The following is a 17,568-nucleotide window of genomic DNA, read 5'->3' as shown; positions in this document are numbered from 1 at the left end:
ATATCTTTCTCCCGTTATTTAATGGATAGCCCGATACGACTTAAATCGCTGAAGTTCCACCAGATCATGAATGCTTTGCCGACAATATTTTGTTCCGGCACAAATCCCCAGTACCGGCTATCGCTGCTGCTATCGCGATTATCTCCCATTGTGAAATAATTACCTTCAGGCACCTTACAGGTAAATCCGCTGTCGTTGTAGGAGCAATTTTCGCGATGCGGGAACGGGCGTACGCCGGCGATATGCATATCGGGAACTTCCGGGTTGATAAGGGTACTATAGTTTTGTTCAGCCAGTGATTCGCGGAAACGCCGGCTGTAAACATAATTCAGACCTGACTCTATATAGGTGTACTCGCCATCCGGTTCCATTTTCACCGGGACATTATTAATGCTCAATTGTTTATCACGGTAAGTGACTGTGTCACCCGGTACGCCGATGATGCGTTTGATGTAATCCATCGATGGATTCTCGGGGTAGCGGAATACCATCACTTCACCGCGCTTGGGCTCGTTTACGCTCATTATTTTGATGTTGGCGACCGGCAGGCGAATACCATAAGTGTATTTGTTGACGAGGATAAAATCTCCCACCAGCAGCGTCGGGATCATCGAGCCCGACGGGATCTTGAAAGGCTCCACCAGGAACGAGCGCAAAAAGAATACGATGAGGATGACCGGAAAAAAGCTTTTCGGATATTCCACCCACCAAGGTCCCTGCGCCTCCGGCGCGCGATGGCGCCTCAGCGCGAAGCGATCAAGCAATGAAATACCCCCGGTGATTACCAGCAGTATCAGCATGATGAGAGGAAAATTCATTCCCTATTCCTTCTTTTTTATATGGATGATGTTCAGCGCCGCACTTATTCGCTACTTATCGCCCACCTGCAGGATTGCAAGAAAGGCCTCCTGCGGGATTTCGACGTTACCGACTTGCTTCATTCGTTTTTTCCCCGCTTTCTGTTTTTCCAATAGCTTGCGCTTACGGGAAATGTCGCCGCCATAGCACTTGGCGAGCACATTTTTTCGTAATGCCTTGATACTTTCCCTGGCAATGATGTGCGCGCCGATGGCGGCCTGTACGGCGATATCGAACATTTGCCGCGGAATCAGTTCGCGCATTCTCTGTGCGAGTTCACGCCCCCGGTATTGACTATTGGCGCGATGCACGATCAGCGAAAGCGCATCCACCTTTTCGCTATTGATGAGGATATCCAGTTTGACCAGATCAGAGGCGCGAAACTCTTTGAATTCATAATCCAGCGAGGCATAACCCCGGCTGGTGGATTTTAATTTGTCAAAAAAATCCATGACAACCTCATTGAGTGGCATTTCGTAGGTCAGCATCACCTGCCTGCCCATATATTGCATGTTTTTCTGTATCCCACGCTTGCTGATGCAAAGCGTAATAACCGATCCCACATATTCCTGCGGAACGAGTATGGTGGCGGTAATGATTGGCTCGCGGATTTCCTCTATTTTGGAGAGATCGGGCATTCTCGATGGATTGTCGATTTCCATGGTTGTTCCGTCGCGCATCAGTATCTGATATATCACCGTGGGCGCGGTGGTGATGAGATCCATGCCGTATTCACGTTCCAGTCTCTCCTGAACGATATCGAGATGCAGAAGGCCGAGAAAGCCGCAGCGGAAACCAAAACCTAGCGCCTGCGACGTCTCGGGCTCATATTGCAAGGACGAATCGTTGAGTTTGAGTTTCTCCAGTGCGTCGCGCAAAGCATCGTACTGGTTGGATTCCACCGGGTAAAGTCCGGCGAATACCTGGGGCTTTATTTCTTTAAAACCGAGCATCGGCTGGGCGGCGGGACGATCCGCCAATGTTACGGTATCGCCCACTTTGGCCGATTTCAATTCCTTGATGCCGGAGATGATGAAGCCGACCTCGCCGGCGCTCAGCGATTCCCGGTTTTTTGATTTGGGCGTGAACACGCCGACCTGCTCACACAGGTGAACCGCTTTGCTGGCCATGAGCAATATTCTGTCCCTGGGCTTGAGCACCCCATCCATTACCCGCACCAGCATGACCACGCCGACGTAGTTATCGAACCACGAATCGATGATCAGCGCTTTAAGCGGTGCTGCGGAATCCCCCTTCGGCGCGGGAATGCGTGCAATGACGGCGTCCAGAATATCTTCCACGCCGACACCGGTTTTGGCGCTGGCATGCAGCGCTTGCTGGGCGTCTATGCCGATGATGTCTTCTATTTCCTTGATTACGCGTTCCGGTTCGGCGGCGGGCAGGTCAATCTTGTTCAGCACCGGCACCACTTCCACGCCCTGTTCGATCGCGGTATAGCAATTGGCAACGGTCTGGGCCTCCACGCCTTGTGATGCATCCACTACCAGCAGCGCGCCTTCGCAGGCGGCGAGAGAGCGTGATACTTCATAGGAAAAATCCACGTGGCCGGGCGTATCGATCAGGTTCAGCAAATATACTTTGCCGTCGCGCGACTTATACTCCAGGGCGGCGGTCTGCGCTTTGATGGTAATTCCGCGCTCGCGCTCCAGATCCATGGAATCCAGCACTTGTGCCTCCATCTCGCGGTCTGAAAGGCCGCCGCATAAATGGATGATACGATCCGCCAGGGTGGATTTCCCATGGTCGATATGGGCAATGATGGAAAAATTACGAATGTGTTGCATCATCCTAAGTCCGGCAGTAGCGAACTCACCATGAAAGTAAAGGGCAAGTGAGGGAAAAAGCCATCAGGGGTCATTAAATGAAAAAAAGAGCGGTCAACTGCCGGATTTAGGATCATCGATCAGAGGCGGGATAATCAAAGGTGTCGGTTGGGCGTCCCGGCGGACAACTAAAAAGGGCACATGCTGTGCCCTTTTGAAAGCCATGGCTCAACCCTCGCAAGTTCTGCCGATCCGGCAAACCCTGTTTTAATCAAGAAGTGCGCATTTTAGCGAATTTCGGCAAAATAAGCATCTAGCCTGGATATTTTCCCCAGACCGGCGCGGGAATTATTATAAGCAACATGACTGATGGTATTTGGTGAATAGCGTTAAATCGGATTGTACCACCCGCCTTCGCGGATACCGGCGAGTGCTTTGCTCACAAATCCCCTCGCCATTATTCCGCGATCTGGGGAAATATCCGGGCGAGTGCGACAGGGTCAAAATGATAATGACAAATTTCCTGTCCTTTTGACACCAGTACGGGGACACGCTCGCCATAACGCGACCTGAGATCGGCACTGCTATCCACATCCACCACCTCGAGGCGAAAGGAAAGCCGCGCCTGCAATTCCTGCAGGGCGGCAATCATGTCATGACAAAGATGGCAATGTTCCCGGCTGTACACAACCAGTTCCACCGGATCGGGAGTGGCCACGCTACTTACTCTCGCCATTGAGTTTCATTGTGATGAAAGTCGCCGTATCGCCGCGTCTTACCAGTAATGCGATGTTGCGGCCCTTCTCAATTTTGTTGAGCAACTGATTGAGTTGCTCGACGGTCTTGACATCCTGGTTATTCATGCTGAGTATCACGTCGCCCGGGCGAATGCCGGCGCGGCTGGCGATGCCCGGCACCATATCTTCCACCAGCAGGCCATTTTCTATCTCCAACTGCTGTTTCTGCTCGGCGGTAAGTTCGCTCAGACTCAGCCCGATGCGATTGGCTGTATCGGCCGCTTTGCCTCGTTTGCCGCCACGACCTCCAACTCTTTCTTCCGGCGCGACTTCGTCCACCGCTACCGTCAGTTCTTTGGTGGTGCCATTCCGCCATACCTGTACCTGTACCTTCGATCCCGGTTTGGTGGATCCGACGATACGCGGCAGGTCGCCCGAGGCATTTACAGGTTTACCATCGAATTTCAGAATGACATCTCTTGCTTCAATGCCCGCTTTATCGGCGGGGCCATCTTTTTGCACCGATGCGACCAGTGCGCCATTGGGTTTGGGCAATCCGAAGGATTCCGCAAGTTCCTTGGTCACCTCCTGGATCAGCACGCCGATCCTGCCACGGCTCACCTTGCCGTGAGCGATCAACTGGTTCGAAATATCTGTGGCTACATCTATGGGAATGGCGAATGACAACCCCATGAAGCCGCCGGTACGGCTGTAAATCTGAGAATTGATGCCGACCACTTCACCTTTCATGTTGAATAGCGGGCCTCCGGAATTACCGGGATTGATCGCCACATCGGTCTGAATAAATGGCACGAAGTTCTCCTGCGCCAGCGAACGTCCTTTAGCGCTGACGATGCCGGCGGTCACGCTGTTTTCAAATCCGAAGGGCGAGCCGATCGCCACGACCCATTCGCCTACCTTGAGTTTGTTGGGATCGCCTTGGGTCACCTTGGGTAAACCGGTGGCATCGATTTTAAGAAGGGCAATATCGGTCTTGCGGTCGGCGCCGATCAGCTTGGCGCGGAATTCGCGCTTGTCGGTAAGCTTCACGGTGATTTCTTCGGCGGAATCCACGAGGTGTGTGTTGGTCAGGATATAGCCATCCGACGTAATGATGAAACCTGAACCCAGGGATTTCGATTCGAAATCCCTGGGAGCGCCGCCATGAGGAGGCATGTAACGGCGAAAAAATTCAAAGAATGGGTCATCTTCCGGAATATTCGGCATCCCCGGAAAAGCTCGGTTACCGCCCATGTTGGGAGCCTGCACGGTACTGATATTCACCACGGAGGCCCCCTCCTTTTCAACCATACTGGTGAAATCGGGTAATACCTGTGTTTGTGCGGAGACCGCGGTGGACAATCCAAACAGCGCCACCAGAATATATTTAGCTATCATTTTCCACCTTTGTTAAAGACACCATAAACAATATGTGCAATTGCGATAGGGTCAACGAAGTCTTTGTCAACCTATCATATCGAAAGGCCATCACGCAAGTTTGCTGGAAATGAAATTCCAAACGGATTCGTATTGGCTTTAAACAAATAAACCAATATGCCACACCACGATAGTTTAGCCCGGTATTTCACCAGATCGGCCCAGAAATTATCGTAAACGGCTGAATGGCAATTCGTGGATAGTGTTGCACCAGTTGGCCCGAGGCAAAGATATCCAACCCTATTCACGGGATGTAACCGGCCTGCACTTATCTCACTTTATGAGTCGCTACCGAATCTCCAATTTGCATGACGGTGGCCGGTGGGACTTCACCCACCGTTGTCACGATGTTGTCCGCCACGGTACGGCTGTAAATATTGATTGCGCCGCGACTGCGATAGAGCCCTTCAACCGGCGGAGGCACTTGGCTGGTTATCGGTTCAATAAATACCGATACGGCGGCGAGACCATCCGACAGCGCGATGTGGCCGATCGGCATTGGTTTGCCGGAAAGGTTGCGCTTCATTTCAATAACCTTTTTAAATCCCGGCGGCGAATCCTTTATCTGCCAGCCCAGTTTACCGCTCCCGATGGTGGATGACACCAGATTGATGGTGCGCCATCCGGCGGCTTTCCCTCCATATTTTGATTTCAACAATTCCTTATTGATTTCGCTGCCGATTTTCAGCTGTGTGAAAACAAATTGCTCCACCACCCGGTCTTTATCCATCACTGCGGCTTTCAGCAACACACCGGTACGGGTGTCCACCCACCACTTATGACCATAGCGTTTATCGTCCCTGGGCTCCAGTTCAATTATCTGGCATGCATGATCACTGACGCGTTCCTGTCCGCCTACCTTAACAATATAGCTATCATCGAGATTGCTCAACGGTTGGGGAAGCAATGCGGGGAAAACCTTCTGCAGCCAACGTTTTTCGGTTACGATGGTCTTGCTTTCCGGCATATAACATCTCATTTCATCGTTATTGCGAACGATTTCCTGCGGTGCGCCGTCCAACACCTCGCTTTTTTCATGTTCGCCATCCGCATCCACCAAGTGGATAATGCGCGACGTTTCAATATGATTGCCGGATGAATAGACAAAAGTGCCGATATAGTTGTACTGACGAGGTGCAGCGGAGATCTTTTGCAGCCATTCGAGCGCCTCGGGGGAGGAACGAGAGGGGGGTTGCGCAAATACAAGCTGACTGATGCCGGATAGCACCAAGAGGGCAGCCAGTGCTACCCGTGTCATCTGGCAGAGTTTTCGCGCGATTCGGCGACCGTACGCATATAGGGCGCTACACCATGCATCGCGGTATTAGGTGAAAATTGACCATGCGCCAACAGGTAATCGTTGATTTGGGCGGGAGCGGGCGCTGAAACCGAAATGACAGGAATTGCTTGCGTAGCAGTTACGGTTGATTGAGGAGTTGGCTGGTTCGCAACCAAGGTTGCGGGAGCCGGCTTGCTGGCCGCCAGGTTCAGGTTTTCCGGTGATCGATCCGCCGTCTGCAGACTTATCCACCCGACCGCCGCTACTGCCGCTACCGAAGCCGCCATCGCATAAACTTTGGTCTTGTGTCTGGCCGGCTGGGGGCGCGGCGCCAGTACGGTTGGTTCTACAGCCAATCTGGCGCTTACGCGCCGGGCGATGTGTGCGGATCTCGCCTGCGGTCGCCCCATGGCATCGCCGATCAGGTGATAAACCGCCCATTCGTCGCGTAATTCCTCTGTTTTCTTGAGCTGGGCGATTATACTGGCCGCATCTTCCTCATCCAGTTCACCATCCATCAATGCCGATATTTGACTTTTCATCACTACCACCTCTTATCTTTGCCGGTCCCCAGAAGGGGCCGTAGTTTTTCCGCTATCGCTTCACGAGCACGAAATATGCGTGATCGCACCGTACCAATGGGGCAGTTCATGATGACCGCGATTTCCTCATAACTTAGCCCCTCAATTTCTCTTAATGTAATTGCCGTACGCAATTCCTCAGGTAGTTCTTCCAAGGTCTGATTAACCGTTTGAGCGATCTGTTTACTAGTAAGTTCGCTTTCCGGCGTATTCATTTCCCGCAACTGGCTGGCTTCCTCGAAGCCTTCGGCATCTTCGGCATCAAATCCGTTACTGGTGGTTGGTGCCCGCCGCCCCTGAGCCACCAGAAAATTCTTCGCGGTATTAATGCCAATCCTGTACAACCATGTATAAAACGCGCTGTCGCCCCGGAATGACGGCAACGCACGATAAGCCTTGATAAAGGCCTCCTGGGTTACATCTTCCACCTCGGTCGCATCGCGAATAAATTGCGACAGCAACCGCGCCAGTTTGCGTTGATACTTGACCACCAGCAGATCGAACGCCTGTTTGTCGCCACGTTGTGCGCGTTCCACCAGCTGCTGGTCGATTTCCCGGTCACCCATCCCGCCTGATCCCTGAATATTATTGGTATTGGATTGCTAAGTTTATGACATAGCTGTCCAAGTATACCCGTTCAAGGGTCATCGGGGAATTACACGCAAGGCGTGCTGTGCCTGGTCTGTAGCAAGAGACAACGGGCAGTATAAATTAGTTCACTCGAAAACGTGGTTATTATTCTGAATCCCGCGGACTCACCCAAGAGACGAAGTTCAAGCGGGAAGAAACTAAAGAGTTAGTGGTCAACCAGCAGTCAACCGCCGCATTCAGGATTATGCAAAGAAGGGATGAAAGCGCCAAGTCTGCAATGAGTCTGTTATGATTTCCCGCTCTCAGGAAAGATCATCCATGCAAACCCAGACACCCCGGCTTTATTTTGATACGCTAATAATCGGCAGCGGCCTGGCGGGCCTCACTCTTGCTCTTAATCTGGCACAAAGCAAGAAGGTGGGCCTTGTCACAAAAAAGGCCCTGCTGGACGGTGCCAGCGGCTGGGCTCAGGGAGGAATTGCCGCGGTATTATCGGAAGAGGATTCTCCCGAGATCCATATCCGCGATACGCTAACCGCGGGTGCGGGTCTTTGTAGCGAAGAAGTGACCCGTTACGTGGTGGAAAACGGCCCGCGGGCCATTCAGTGGCTGATTACCCAGGGGGTGCCATTCACGCGTGATCAGGGTCACGAAACAGGATATCACCTGACGCGGGAAGGTGGCCATAGCGTGCGAAGGGTGATTCATGCGGCGGATGCGACCGGACAGGCCGTGCAACTGACCCTGATCGAAAAAGCGCGTACGCATCCCAATATTACGGTGCTTGAGCACCATGTCGCGATCGATCTTATCACCAGCGCAAAACTGGGCCGCGCCGATAAAAACAACAACTTCTGCCATGGAGTCTATGTGTTGGACAGCACGGCGGGCAAGGTCTATACCATCGGCGCCAATAGCACCGTGCTGGCCACAGGGGGTGCCGGCAAGGTTTATCTCTATACGACCAACCCCGATACCGCGACCGGCGACGGCATCGCCATGGGCTGGCGCGCGGGTTGCCGCGTGGCCAACATGGAATTTGTCCAGTTCCATCCGACCTGCCTTTATCATCCGCATGCCAAATCGTTTCTCATCAGCGAGGCGGTGCGCGGTGAAGGCGGCCTGCTTAAGCTTCCCGACGGTTCGCGCTTCATGCCCAGGCATGACTCGCGCGCGGAGCTTGCGCCGAGAGATATTGTTGCTCGCGCCATTGATTTTGAAATGAAGAAACGCGGGCTCGATTGCGTTTATCTCGATATTTCTCACAAGCCGGCGGATTTCCTGAAAGGGCATTTTCCCAATATTTATAACCGCTGCCTGGAATTCGGCATCGATATCACCAGACAGCCTATCCCCGTTGTACCCGCCGCGCACTACACTTGCGGCGGCATCGTTACCGGCTGGAATGGCAAGACGGATCTGGAGAATCTCTATGCGATTGGCGAAACCGCCCATACCGGCCTGCATGGCGCCAACCGGCTGGCAAGCAATTCGCTGCTGGAATGCCTGGTATTCGGCCAGGCGGCCGCCGAGGATATCGTCGGCCAGCCTTCTCAGCCCGCTGTGGAGTTGCCGCAGTGGGATGAGAGCCGCGTCACCAATGCTGACGAGGAAGTCGTAATCTCTCACAATTGGGATGAACTGCGCCGCTTCATGTGGAGCTATGTCGGCATTGTCCGCACCACCAAGCGCCTGCAGCGCGCGCAGCATCGCATCCAGCTGCTGCACGAGGAAATCAATGAGTATTACGCCAACTTTCGCGTCACCAGCGATTTACTGGAACTACGCAATCTGGTGGATACCGCTGATTTGATCGTGCAAAGCGCCATGCTGCGCCATGAAAGCCGCGGCCTGCACTACAGCCGGGATTATCCGGAATTGTTGCCGGAGGCCTGGGATACGGTGTTGAAACGGCGGAACTGAGATAAGCGTTGCGGCACTCCCTAAGTAACGCAATCTCTGAACAAGCCCCTGATGTTTGCAGATTTATCTTTGGTAGTCAGATTTGGTCAGATAGATGGTGAAGGTACTACGCGATTTTGCATGGGATAACAGCATCTTCGTCATAAGAGTAGACCGCGCATAATCGATGATATCCATCCGCAACGACAGTTTTTCCGTTGACTGAATCTCTTATCAGAAGGAGGGGCGATAACTGCTCCCCCAATTTTATTTTCTGCTGATCTTTTTCAACATGGGCGTTGCTTACCCCAAGCAATGATAAATCGGACGCCCTGAAAATATCTTTTGCCTTGAACTTGGATATCGGTATGCGTTTCAATTGATCCGCATGAGTGGTGGCTGTCTGTTCATCATAGATCAGGGACAGGTACGATAGCGCAGCTTGATAGTCGTGCGCTTCTGGTTCGCTTAACCACTTGATTTCGACCTTCTTCGACATTTTTAGCTTACCTTTGCATTTCTTGAATCAAAAGTTATCAGTGTCCCATCAGCTTCTCGGCGATGTGTCGATCCGATATTATTTTGAATAACTGATGAGGTAAAGGGTCTCTTAATTTAGGCTGCCATCCTTCTAAATCGCTTTGGCGACATACAATTTTAGTTTCTCATACAAATCGAAATAAGAGGGGTTCGATCAGGCGCTCGTAGTATTCGTGGGATCAACCGGGGGTATAGGAATGATCGGGACGCCAGGGGGAGAAAGGGGTGCGCCGCCAGTGATTGCACTAAAGAACAATGACTGGACCGCATAAGCGCTTGGAACAGATATGGCTACGTCAACGGTAGGGCCAGAACCAGTGAGGAGCTGTCCGGATGTGTCGTTTTCTTCATCGAGCATCTGGTTGATGGTGAGCTGCATGGGGGTCGTCTGCACCAGGTCATTGTTGGTGAGTACCATTGCGGCCAGGGGATCCCAGAAAAAGTATTCACCGGCTTGAATCGATGCGAGATTCGAGGGGTTTGACAGCCCCGCGAACACCAACTGCGCGGCAGGCGGGGCAAAATTCTGCCGTGCGACGATGAAGGCCTCGAGCTGACCGTATAAATTCGAACTCAGAGGGACCATGTTGGACGCATTGAGCGGAATCAGCGTGACCGGAATTCCCGAATTGAATACCAGGCTGGCGCCGAGCACATCGATGAAGATGTTCCATTCTGCGACGGTATTTCGGTAGTCTGGGTTGAATGCATTTACATTGCCGGGGACGGTCGTTTCGCCCACCTGGTTGATGACGCCTCCCATCATGTAGATGGCGGAGATATTCGCCTTGAGCTTCTCCATCGTATCCGTGGATGCCTGCTGGAATAGGGTTCCCAAATTGGTTCCGCCACCAATCGAGAGGAGGGTGATGGGGGAAGGCGCATTGAGGATCGTATCTTGCAGAAATTGAACCGCTGACACGGATTGCGCGGGATTTGGGTTCTGTGGCAAGCTGAGATCGTAGGCCTTATCGACGAGCGCTCGCCAATCACCCGGGAACACGTTGCTGTACAGCAGTGGCACGCTGGTCCCTTTCGCCACCTTGATGTCGGGCTGACCCGCTACAGCGAGTAAACTTTGCACAATATTCGTCCCTGCTGTCAGGTGCGCAGCTCCGACGCCGGTCGTCGTAATGCCGACGACCTTGATGCTGGGATTCGAGAGCAGGAAAAGGATAGCCATCCAGTCATCAAGGGCTACATCCGTATCGATAATAACGGCAAGCGGATCAGACATAATATCTCTCTATTTAAGAAGGTGAGAATTGATTATTTTTTCCCGTAATAACTAACAGGGGTTTTACAAAGCGTGCCTCAGTCGTAACCACAGCGAACGACTGGCTGGTCAGCACCTTGCTGGGTGGCGAAGCTGAGGAGTCTGCCGTATTATTCCGCCACGCTGACACCCGAGCCACCCATTTCCTTCGGTCCGTCCTTCATCTTTGGCAATCCGTCCTTGATGCGCAGCACCGCCTCCTGATAATGCACATGAATGCCTGGGTGGTAAGGAAAGTCTGGAATGACTGCCGCATATACATCAGTAAGACCCATGCCTGGATGCTCGGTGAAGATGTGACCTCCGCATGTTTTGCACCATTTGCGATAACTGTGCGGCGTCTTGCTGTAAGTGCCGATGTTTTCCGCTCCCAGCGTGATTTCTACCATTTCGGGTTTCCACAAAGTGAAGGCGTTGACAGGCCCTGCCGACCAGCGTCGACACGACTCACAATGGCAATAACCCATTCCATCTGGCTCACCGCTGACCGCAAACTGAACCGCACCGCAGAAACAGCTGCCTTTGTAAGTTTTTTTGCTGTTTGTCATAATGCACTCTCCATAGTGACCGGGCGACGAGGATAGCGCGGGATCAGACTCGATCGATCCTTGTTTATCGCCAATGAATGACCCTCGTTAGCATTTAATTATCCATCATCACGGATGGGGATTAACCACTGGCATCGGGAAACGTGAGCTTTCGTTCTCGACGCTAGTAGCCCGGAGTAAGGACGGGAAAAAGTCCACGCAACCCGGCGGCCATCATTTCTATGGCCATTGCCGCAAGGATAAATCCCCCGATGCGTTGTACAACATCCAAAGTAGACTGCCGAATTTTCTTCTCTCCCTGACAAGCCATATAAAAGGTTATCCAGCACGCGGTACCTACGATAAGGATAGGCACCACGACATGGATCAGATCCGCCGAGGTTTGCCATGCGCTGTTTCCCATGACATAGCTGAATGCTGCCGGCCCGGCCAGCAGGGGCACCGCCAGAGGAACGATGGCCGCTTCCCGCACCCCATATTCGTTAATGACAGAAGGCGATCCCTTGAAGGTGGATTCCTTCCCAAGAACCATTGCTATTGCCAGCAGCAAGACAATAACTCCTCCGCCAACCTGCATTGCCCCGAGCGATACACCAAGCAATCCGAGAATAGGCATCCCGAGAAAGGTTGCCGCCAGCAATGCTACCGTGACGCTAAATCCAATGGTCCTGGCAAAGCGGATCTTGCTGTGCAGGTCAAGACCCTCCGTGACGGCAAGAAAAACCGGAATCATGGAAACAGGTCCCGCCAGTACAAAGAGTGTGACAGATTTTTTGATGGTTAGCGCTAAAATTGAAAGCATTCTCTAGCTCGAATATGTTAAATATTGCGCACCCATATCGCCATCGAGTAGCTGGTTGATTTCTCTCAGCGCAGACGCTCAACTGGTGATTCAGCAAGCAGATAGGCAACGATCTTAGGGGCGGAATTGCAAGTGCAAGTGCACTCAATCTTTCCCGCAAACTGCTTTCGTATCGATTGAGAAGTCGCATGGCGCCGGTTTTTCCATCCAGCGGTTGCGGTCCATGGGGCCGCTACATCCGGTATCTTCCAGTAACGCATGCGTCCCGGTTACGTCGCATACCAGTACAACCGAGTGGCGATCGTTGCGTAGTACCCTGATTTTATAGCCTTTGAAATTCTCCAGCAGGATCGGATCATGCCGGGTCGCCAGCTTCAATAATTCGTTCTCGTCAAGTTCGGGTGGTGGATTTTTGTAGCGGACGGTCGATTCCACTGCCGCAGACAGTTTAGTCAGTGCAGAGGCCTTGATATACATTTCCTCGCTATCGACACGTCTCTGGCTGGATGTGCAACCCGCCAGGAAAGAAAGCACAAGTAGAGTAACGAAGAATTTACCCATATCATGCCTTACCTTCTTTGTCTTTCCAGTAGACATAGCCGCCGTTGTCATCCTTGCCCGTATCCAGATTCCAGTTGACCGCCGCCGTCTGGTAGGCGTCGTTGTTTTTGAAAACGGCCGCGGCAATGTGCGACCAGGCGGCAAGTACATTTTCTATAGCCCGGTCGAATATCTGGTCATAATTCATCATGCCCAGTGGCGTCGCCAAGCCCTCCAGGTATTGCTTGTCGAGATCGGCAATAGCCGGATAGGTCAAGCCGATGTTGGCGGCGACATGGCGCGCAAAGGGAGGGAGCTTATTACCTTCTTCCGCTTTGTCGACAATGAACTTGAACGAGCCATGCCAGTTATCGATGATGGGAGGATGGGTTTGATATGGACTGGAGTAGCAGGTCTGAAGCATGCTCCGCCAGGTGCTTGCAATCGCCGGGTCGAGTTTTCCGCTGCCAGGTGTATCGCAGCATCCCCAGATTCCCGAATCCAGATGTTCGGCCAAGCCTATTTCACCGATGTTCAAGCGCTGAAAAATATAGGCATCCTGATGCATTTCACATATTCTGTGCTTCCCCTTGTTCTTCTGGTATTCGCCTACCTTTAGTTCGACGACAGGATGAATGGTTACATCGGCTACCACATGGCTGGTATATCCAAGCAGCCAGGAGAACGTTTTTTGCCGTGATGCGCCGTTCAGCTTTCTAACCAGGTCGATTCCCGCTTTGACCATGTCGCCGGTTTTTTGATAGTGCATTCGATCCGCCCAGTGACAGGCATCGGGATGGGCGATATCCAGGTATGGGTAATCCGGACTGACCGCACCAAGTTCGCAAAAGCGAAAGTAATCCAATACGGAAACGATTGCCTCGGATGTGAATCCGTGGCTTTCGAGCCTGGCCGGTTCTCTGATCAGATTGACCAGGGTGAGGTGTGCATAGGCGCCCGGCATTATAGTTCCACGATTTTATTCATTGGCAGTGTTCTTAGCTGCTGGTTATCCGGCCTGCGCAGTTCCTGTCTTCCTTGTATCTTGCGTGCTTTTGCGCAAGAATGTCTTGACCAGCCCAACATTATGTTCAGGATTCGAGCGGAAGTCGGCGTATTCCCTCGGTAGGTGCGGTCCCTTTAGTCGATGCTTTTGATACTTTTTAGATAACCGGCAAGTGGCTCCATAGTCGTGGCCCATACCCTTCAGCGTCATCCTTCCACTCATCATATCAAATAGCACGTGCAGGTGGATATTGCACCAAAATCATCTGAATTACTATATTTGGGTGGCTTGGCAGTCGACCAAGCATCACGTTCAGCTTTAATGATCAAGGCTTCAAATGTTAAATTTTTTTGAGAAAGTGATTTATCCCTATCCTGATACCACGGACAGGATTCCACCTAAGGGCTTCTTAGCTTTTGTATGGGAGGCCACCAACGGGATACGGCGGTATCTCGTTGCGATGACCCTGCTTACCGCGAGCATAGGTGCATTTGAGGCATTGTTATTTGCCATACTGGGAAAGGTTGTCGACTGGTTGAGCCAGATACCGCCTTCTCTTTTATGGCAGCAGGAGCAGCATACGCTTTTGCTGTTTGCCGGGATACTGGTGGCAAGTCCGGCATTGGTGGGATTGCAAAACCTCGTCAAGCATCAGGTGCTGGGAGGAAATTTTCCGATGCGGCTGCGCTGGAATTTTCACCGGCTGATGCTCAATCAGAGTATGAATTTTTATCAGGACGAGTTTGCCGGCCGGGTGGCGGCCAAGGTCATGCAAACGGCGCTTGCATTACGTGATGTCTGTTTTATTCTGGGAGACATACTTGTTTATGTGACGATTTATTTTTTGACGCTGGTTGCCGTAGTGGGCAATTTCAATATCTGGATGCTGATACCCTTCACGGGATGGCTGGTGCTCTACATTTTTGTATTGCGATACTTCGTCCCGCGCATGAGCCGGGTTTCCCAGTTGCAGGCCGACGCGCGGGCGCTCATGACGGGACGCATCAGCGACGCCTACACCAATATTGCCACCGTCAAGCTCTTCTCCCACGCCGGCAGGGAAGCAGGTTACGCAAGGTCGGCCATGCAGGAGTTTCTGAAAACAGTGCATGGACAAATGCGCTTGATCACCGGTTTTGAAACGGTGAATCAGGTCATGGGAGCGAGTCTTATCATCAGCGCCGTTGGAGTTGCTTTATGGTTGTGGACAGAGGGGCAAATAGGTGTCGGCGCCGTCGCTGTCGTTGGTGCGATGACGCTAAGACTTAACGGCATGTCTCATTGGGTCATGTGGGAAATGGCCTCGCTGCTGGAACAGGTAGGCACGGTACGGGACGGCATCAATACGCTATCGCGGGCACATCTGGTGACCGACCATCCCGATGCAAAACCTCTGCGGATTAATAGTGCCGATATCAAGTTTACGGATGTCGTTTTTTGCTACGGTGGGAGCACTCCGGTAATAGATCACTTTTCGCTGCATATCCGACCGGGTGAAAAGATCGGACTGGTTGGACGTTCGGGCGCGGGCAAATCCACCCTCGTAAACCTGCTGCTCAGATTTTATGACGTTGAGCAGGGACATATATTGATTGACGGGCAGGATATCAAACATGTTACCCAGCTCAGCCTGCGCGCCAACATTGGCATGGTTACCCAGGATACGTCGCTCATGCATCGATCGGTGCGGGACAATCTCTTGTATGGCCGGCCGGATGCCACTGATGCGGATATGATTACTGCCGCGAAACGGGCCGAAGCACATGATTTCATTATGGGTCTCATCGATCCCGCGGGGCGTAAAGGCTACGACGCCCATGTCGGAGAACGCGGGATAAAGCTCTCCGGTGGTCAGCGCCAGCGGATTGCCATAGCGCGCGTAATGCTGAAAGACGCCCCGATACTTTTGCTTGATGAAGCCACCAGCGCGTTGGACTCAGAGGTGGAATCCGCCATTCAGTCAAGCTTGTACCGATTGATGGAAGGAAAGACCGTAATAGCCATTGCCCACCGGCTATCAACCATTGCGGCAATGGATCGTCTGGTGGTGATCGATAAAGGCCGCATCGTGGAAGAAGGTAATCACCAAAGTCTTATAGCAGCCGGTGATCTCTATGCACGGCTGTGGAGTCACCAGAGTGGCGGGTTCCTAGGGGAGGATCTATAGGATTCACACGGATATTTCATTGAAGGTTGGCGTACAAAATGGATTTCAGCTCTTTTCGTCAAAGAGAGCAATGGCCGGTCCTTCGTAAGGGACAGACAGGTAATGCTCCTAACATACGAAGGTGCGCTATCAGACAGACTGAGATGGTTTTCATGGATAACCTTATCCTCCGGACGGTTCTATTCAATTCAACCTGATTCGTTGGGGGATAACCATGAAAGATATTTTCAGGCACAAGTGGTATCGAACGATGGGCCTAGCCGCTTTTGCCGTTCTATTCGCAGCGGCGTGCGCGGGTACGGAAAAGAGAGAAGTGGCATCGCAGCTTGCAGTCGCTAGAACTGCCGTCGCGGACGCGATAAGTGCGGGTGCGCCCGAATTTTCTCCAGTGGAATTGAAAGCCGCACAGGAAAATTTGGATGCCGCGGAAAAAGCTTCGATAGCACATGATTACAAAAAAGCTAAACAATTGAGTGAGAAAGCGCAAACAGACGCGCAACTCGCTACCGCCAAAACTCGCGCGGGCAAGGCCCAGAGGGCAGAAGACGCCTTGAAGGAAAGCAACCGCACATTACGTGACGAGATAAATCGCAAGACAGAGTGATCCATTCCGAGGAGATTCTCCCATGAAAAAAAATCAATTCTTACCTGCCCCGTTTATTTTAATGGCGATGCTGGCAGGCTGTAGCATGATGCCAGACAGAAATACTTCCCTGGAGGATGCCCGCAGCAGCTACCGCGATGCGCAGAGTAATCCGCAGGTCGTCAATCTGGCCGCTCTGGAACTGAAGGAGGCGGGTGAAGCGTTGGATAAGGCCAATGCCGCTTGGACCCGAAAAGAAGATCCTGCCACCGTGAATCACTTGGCCTATGTGGCGCAACGTCGGGTGGCGATCGCACAGGAAACTGCCAGGGGGAAGGGTGCCGAGGCAGCCATAACTCATTCCGACGCGGAAAGCGCTAAAATCCAGCTTGATGCCAGAACAGAAGAAGCGCGAAATGCGAAAATGCGTGCCGCGCAACTCCAATCACAACTCAATGAATTGAATGCACAGCAGACCGATCGTGGCTTGGTCGTCACCCTAGGGGATGTACTTTTCGATACGAACCAGGCGCAGCTCAAATCGGGTGGCGTTCACATCGTGCAGAAACTCTCTGACGCTCTTAAACAGAATCCGCAGCGCAAGATTTTTATCGAAGGATTTACTGATAGCAGAGGGAGCGACAGCTACAATCAGGATCTTTCCGAACGGCGCGCTAATGCGGTACGCGATACACTGCTGGGTATGGGGATCAGTGGGGACCGCATTACTACGCGCGGTTATGGAAAAAATTTTCCGGTGGCTAGCAATGACAGCAATGCGGGCCAGCAATTGAATCGGCGCGTGGAGATAGTTATTTCTGATGAGAGCGGGAATATCAGATCACGCTAAAGGTTCGTTTATGGTGGTGAGGCCTGGCCAGGAAATGGAAGGAAGTGGCTTCATAGGGGGGACGATATTGTCCAAGGCTGCAGGGCT

At 52.3% G+C, this 17,568-nt stretch carries 17 protein-coding genes; 4 read left to right on the top strand and 13 right to left on the bottom strand.

All coding sequences use genetic code 11. The annotated features are described in order from the left end of the window. Positions 1–14: 14 nt before the first annotated feature. The 7 genes from lepB to rpoE form a co-directional block, all read right to left on the bottom strand. Entirely contained in the window at positions 15–818 is an 804-nt protein-coding gene (gene lepB, locus SQ11_RS07890; protein ID WP_041513595.1) for a signal peptidase I, read from the bottom strand. Positions 819–869: 51 nt separating this feature from the next. Continuing rightward, positions 870–2,666, bottom strand: a complete 1,797-nt coding sequence (lepA, locus tag SQ11_RS07885) for a translation elongation factor 4 (protein WP_198140824.1) — start codon at positions 2,664–2,666, stop codon at positions 870–872. A gap of 433 nt (positions 2,667–3,099) precedes the next feature. Further along, positions 3,100–3,378 (bottom strand): glutaredoxin family protein, encoded by a 279-nt coding sequence (locus SQ11_RS07880; protein ID WP_052494083.1) that lies wholly within the window; start codon positions 3,376–3,378, stop codon positions 3,100–3,102. Further along, positions 3,362–4,777, bottom strand: a complete 1,416-nt coding sequence (locus tag SQ11_RS07875; RefSeq protein ID WP_041513594.1) for a DegQ family serine endoprotease — start codon at positions 4,775–4,777, stop codon at positions 3,362–3,364. Before SQ11_RS07875 ends, SQ11_RS07880 begins: the two co-directional genes overlap by 17 nt. 307 nt (positions 4,778–5,084) lie before the next feature. After that, positions 5,085–6,074 carry a MucB/RseB C-terminal domain-containing protein gene (locus SQ11_RS07870; RefSeq protein ID WP_041513593.1) on the bottom strand — a complete coding sequence of 330 codons (990 nt, stop codon included), beginning with the start codon at positions 6,072–6,074 and terminating at the stop codon, positions 5,085–5,087. Next, positions 6,071–6,637, bottom strand: a complete 567-nt coding sequence (locus SQ11_RS16420; protein WP_052494082.1) for a sigma-E factor negative regulatory protein — start codon at positions 6,635–6,637, stop codon at positions 6,071–6,073. The genes SQ11_RS07870 and SQ11_RS16420 overlap by 4 nt, the downstream gene beginning before the upstream one ends. 2 nt (positions 6,638–6,639) lie before the next feature. Next, a complete protein-coding gene (gene rpoE / locus SQ11_RS07860) occupies positions 6,640–7,242 on the bottom strand; it encodes an RNA polymerase sigma factor RpoE (protein ID WP_004177450.1) in 603 nt (200 codons plus the stop codon). Between the two features lie 343 nt (positions 7,243–7,585). Here rpoE and nadB point away from each other — a divergent pair, with 343 nt between their 5' ends. Then, complete coding sequence (nadB, locus tag SQ11_RS07855) at positions 7,586–9,190, top strand: L-aspartate oxidase (protein WP_041513592.1); 1,605 nt, start codon at positions 7,586–7,588, stop codon at positions 9,188–9,190. 106 nt (positions 9,191–9,296) lie between these two features. On the opposite strand, the gene SQ11_RS07850 is transcribed toward nadB, so the two are convergent. The 6 genes from SQ11_RS07850 to SQ11_RS07825 all read right to left on the bottom strand — a co-directional run bounded on the left by SQ11_RS07850 (position 9,297) and on the right by SQ11_RS07825 (position 13,839). Next, on the bottom strand, positions 9,297–9,668 hold the full coding sequence (locus tag SQ11_RS07850) for a hypothetical protein (protein WP_041513591.1): 372 nt from the start codon (positions 9,666–9,668) through the stop codon (positions 9,297–9,299). A gap of 195 nt (positions 9,669–9,863) precedes the next feature. Beyond that, the gene (locus SQ11_RS07845) at positions 9,864–10,946 is read right to left on the bottom strand and encodes a nucleoside hydrolase (protein ID WP_052494079.1); all 1,083 of its coding nucleotides are present in this window, start codon (positions 10,944–10,946) and stop codon (positions 9,864–9,866) included. A 149-nt stretch (positions 10,947–11,095) separates the two neighbouring features. Continuing rightward, positions 11,096–11,533, bottom strand: coding sequence for a GFA family protein (locus tag SQ11_RS07840; RefSeq protein WP_041513590.1), 438 nt, complete (start codon positions 11,531–11,533; stop codon positions 11,096–11,098). 163 nt (positions 11,534–11,696) lie between these two features. Then, a complete protein-coding gene (locus SQ11_RS07835; protein ID WP_041513589.1) occupies positions 11,697–12,335 on the bottom strand; it encodes a MarC family protein in 639 nt (212 codons plus the stop codon). 144 nt (positions 12,336–12,479) lie between these two features. Beyond that, positions 12,480–12,896 carry a hypothetical protein gene (locus SQ11_RS07830; RefSeq protein ID WP_041513588.1) on the bottom strand — a complete coding sequence of 139 codons (417 nt, stop codon included), beginning with the start codon at positions 12,894–12,896 and terminating at the stop codon, positions 12,480–12,482. Position 12,897: 1 nt separating this feature from the next. Further along, the gene (locus SQ11_RS07825; RefSeq protein WP_041513587.1) at positions 12,898–13,839 is read right to left on the bottom strand and encodes a zinc dependent phospholipase C family protein; all 942 of its coding nucleotides are present in this window, start codon (positions 13,837–13,839) and stop codon (positions 12,898–12,900) included. 379 nt (positions 13,840–14,218) lie between these two features. On the opposite strand from SQ11_RS07825, the gene SQ11_RS07820 reads away from it, so the two are divergent. From SQ11_RS07820 to SQ11_RS07810, 3 genes are all read left to right on the top strand, one after another. Continuing rightward, positions 14,219–16,048 carry an ABC transporter ATP-binding protein gene (locus tag SQ11_RS07820; RefSeq protein ID WP_041513586.1) on the top strand — a complete coding sequence of 610 codons (1,830 nt, stop codon included), beginning with the start codon at positions 14,219–14,221 and terminating at the stop codon, positions 16,046–16,048. Positions 16,049–16,262: 214 nt separating this feature from the next. Next, positions 16,263–16,652, top strand: coding sequence for a DUF4398 domain-containing protein (locus tag SQ11_RS07815; RefSeq protein WP_041513585.1), 390 nt, complete (start codon positions 16,263–16,265; stop codon positions 16,650–16,652). A 22-nt stretch (positions 16,653–16,674) separates the two neighbouring features. Continuing rightward, the gene (locus SQ11_RS07810) at positions 16,675–17,481 is read left to right on the top strand and encodes an OmpA family protein (RefSeq protein WP_041513584.1); all 807 of its coding nucleotides are present in this window, start codon (positions 16,675–16,677) and stop codon (positions 17,479–17,481) included. Positions 17,482–17,568 lie beyond the last annotated feature (87 nt).

The sequence above is a fragment of the Nitrosospira sp. NpAV genome, assembly GCF_000832065.1.
Lineage (GTDB): Bacteria > Pseudomonadota > Gammaproteobacteria > Burkholderiales > Nitrosomonadaceae > Nitrosospira.
The sequence above is the reverse complement of the archived record's forward strand: the minus strand, read 5'-3'. Positions and strand labels throughout refer to the sequence as shown.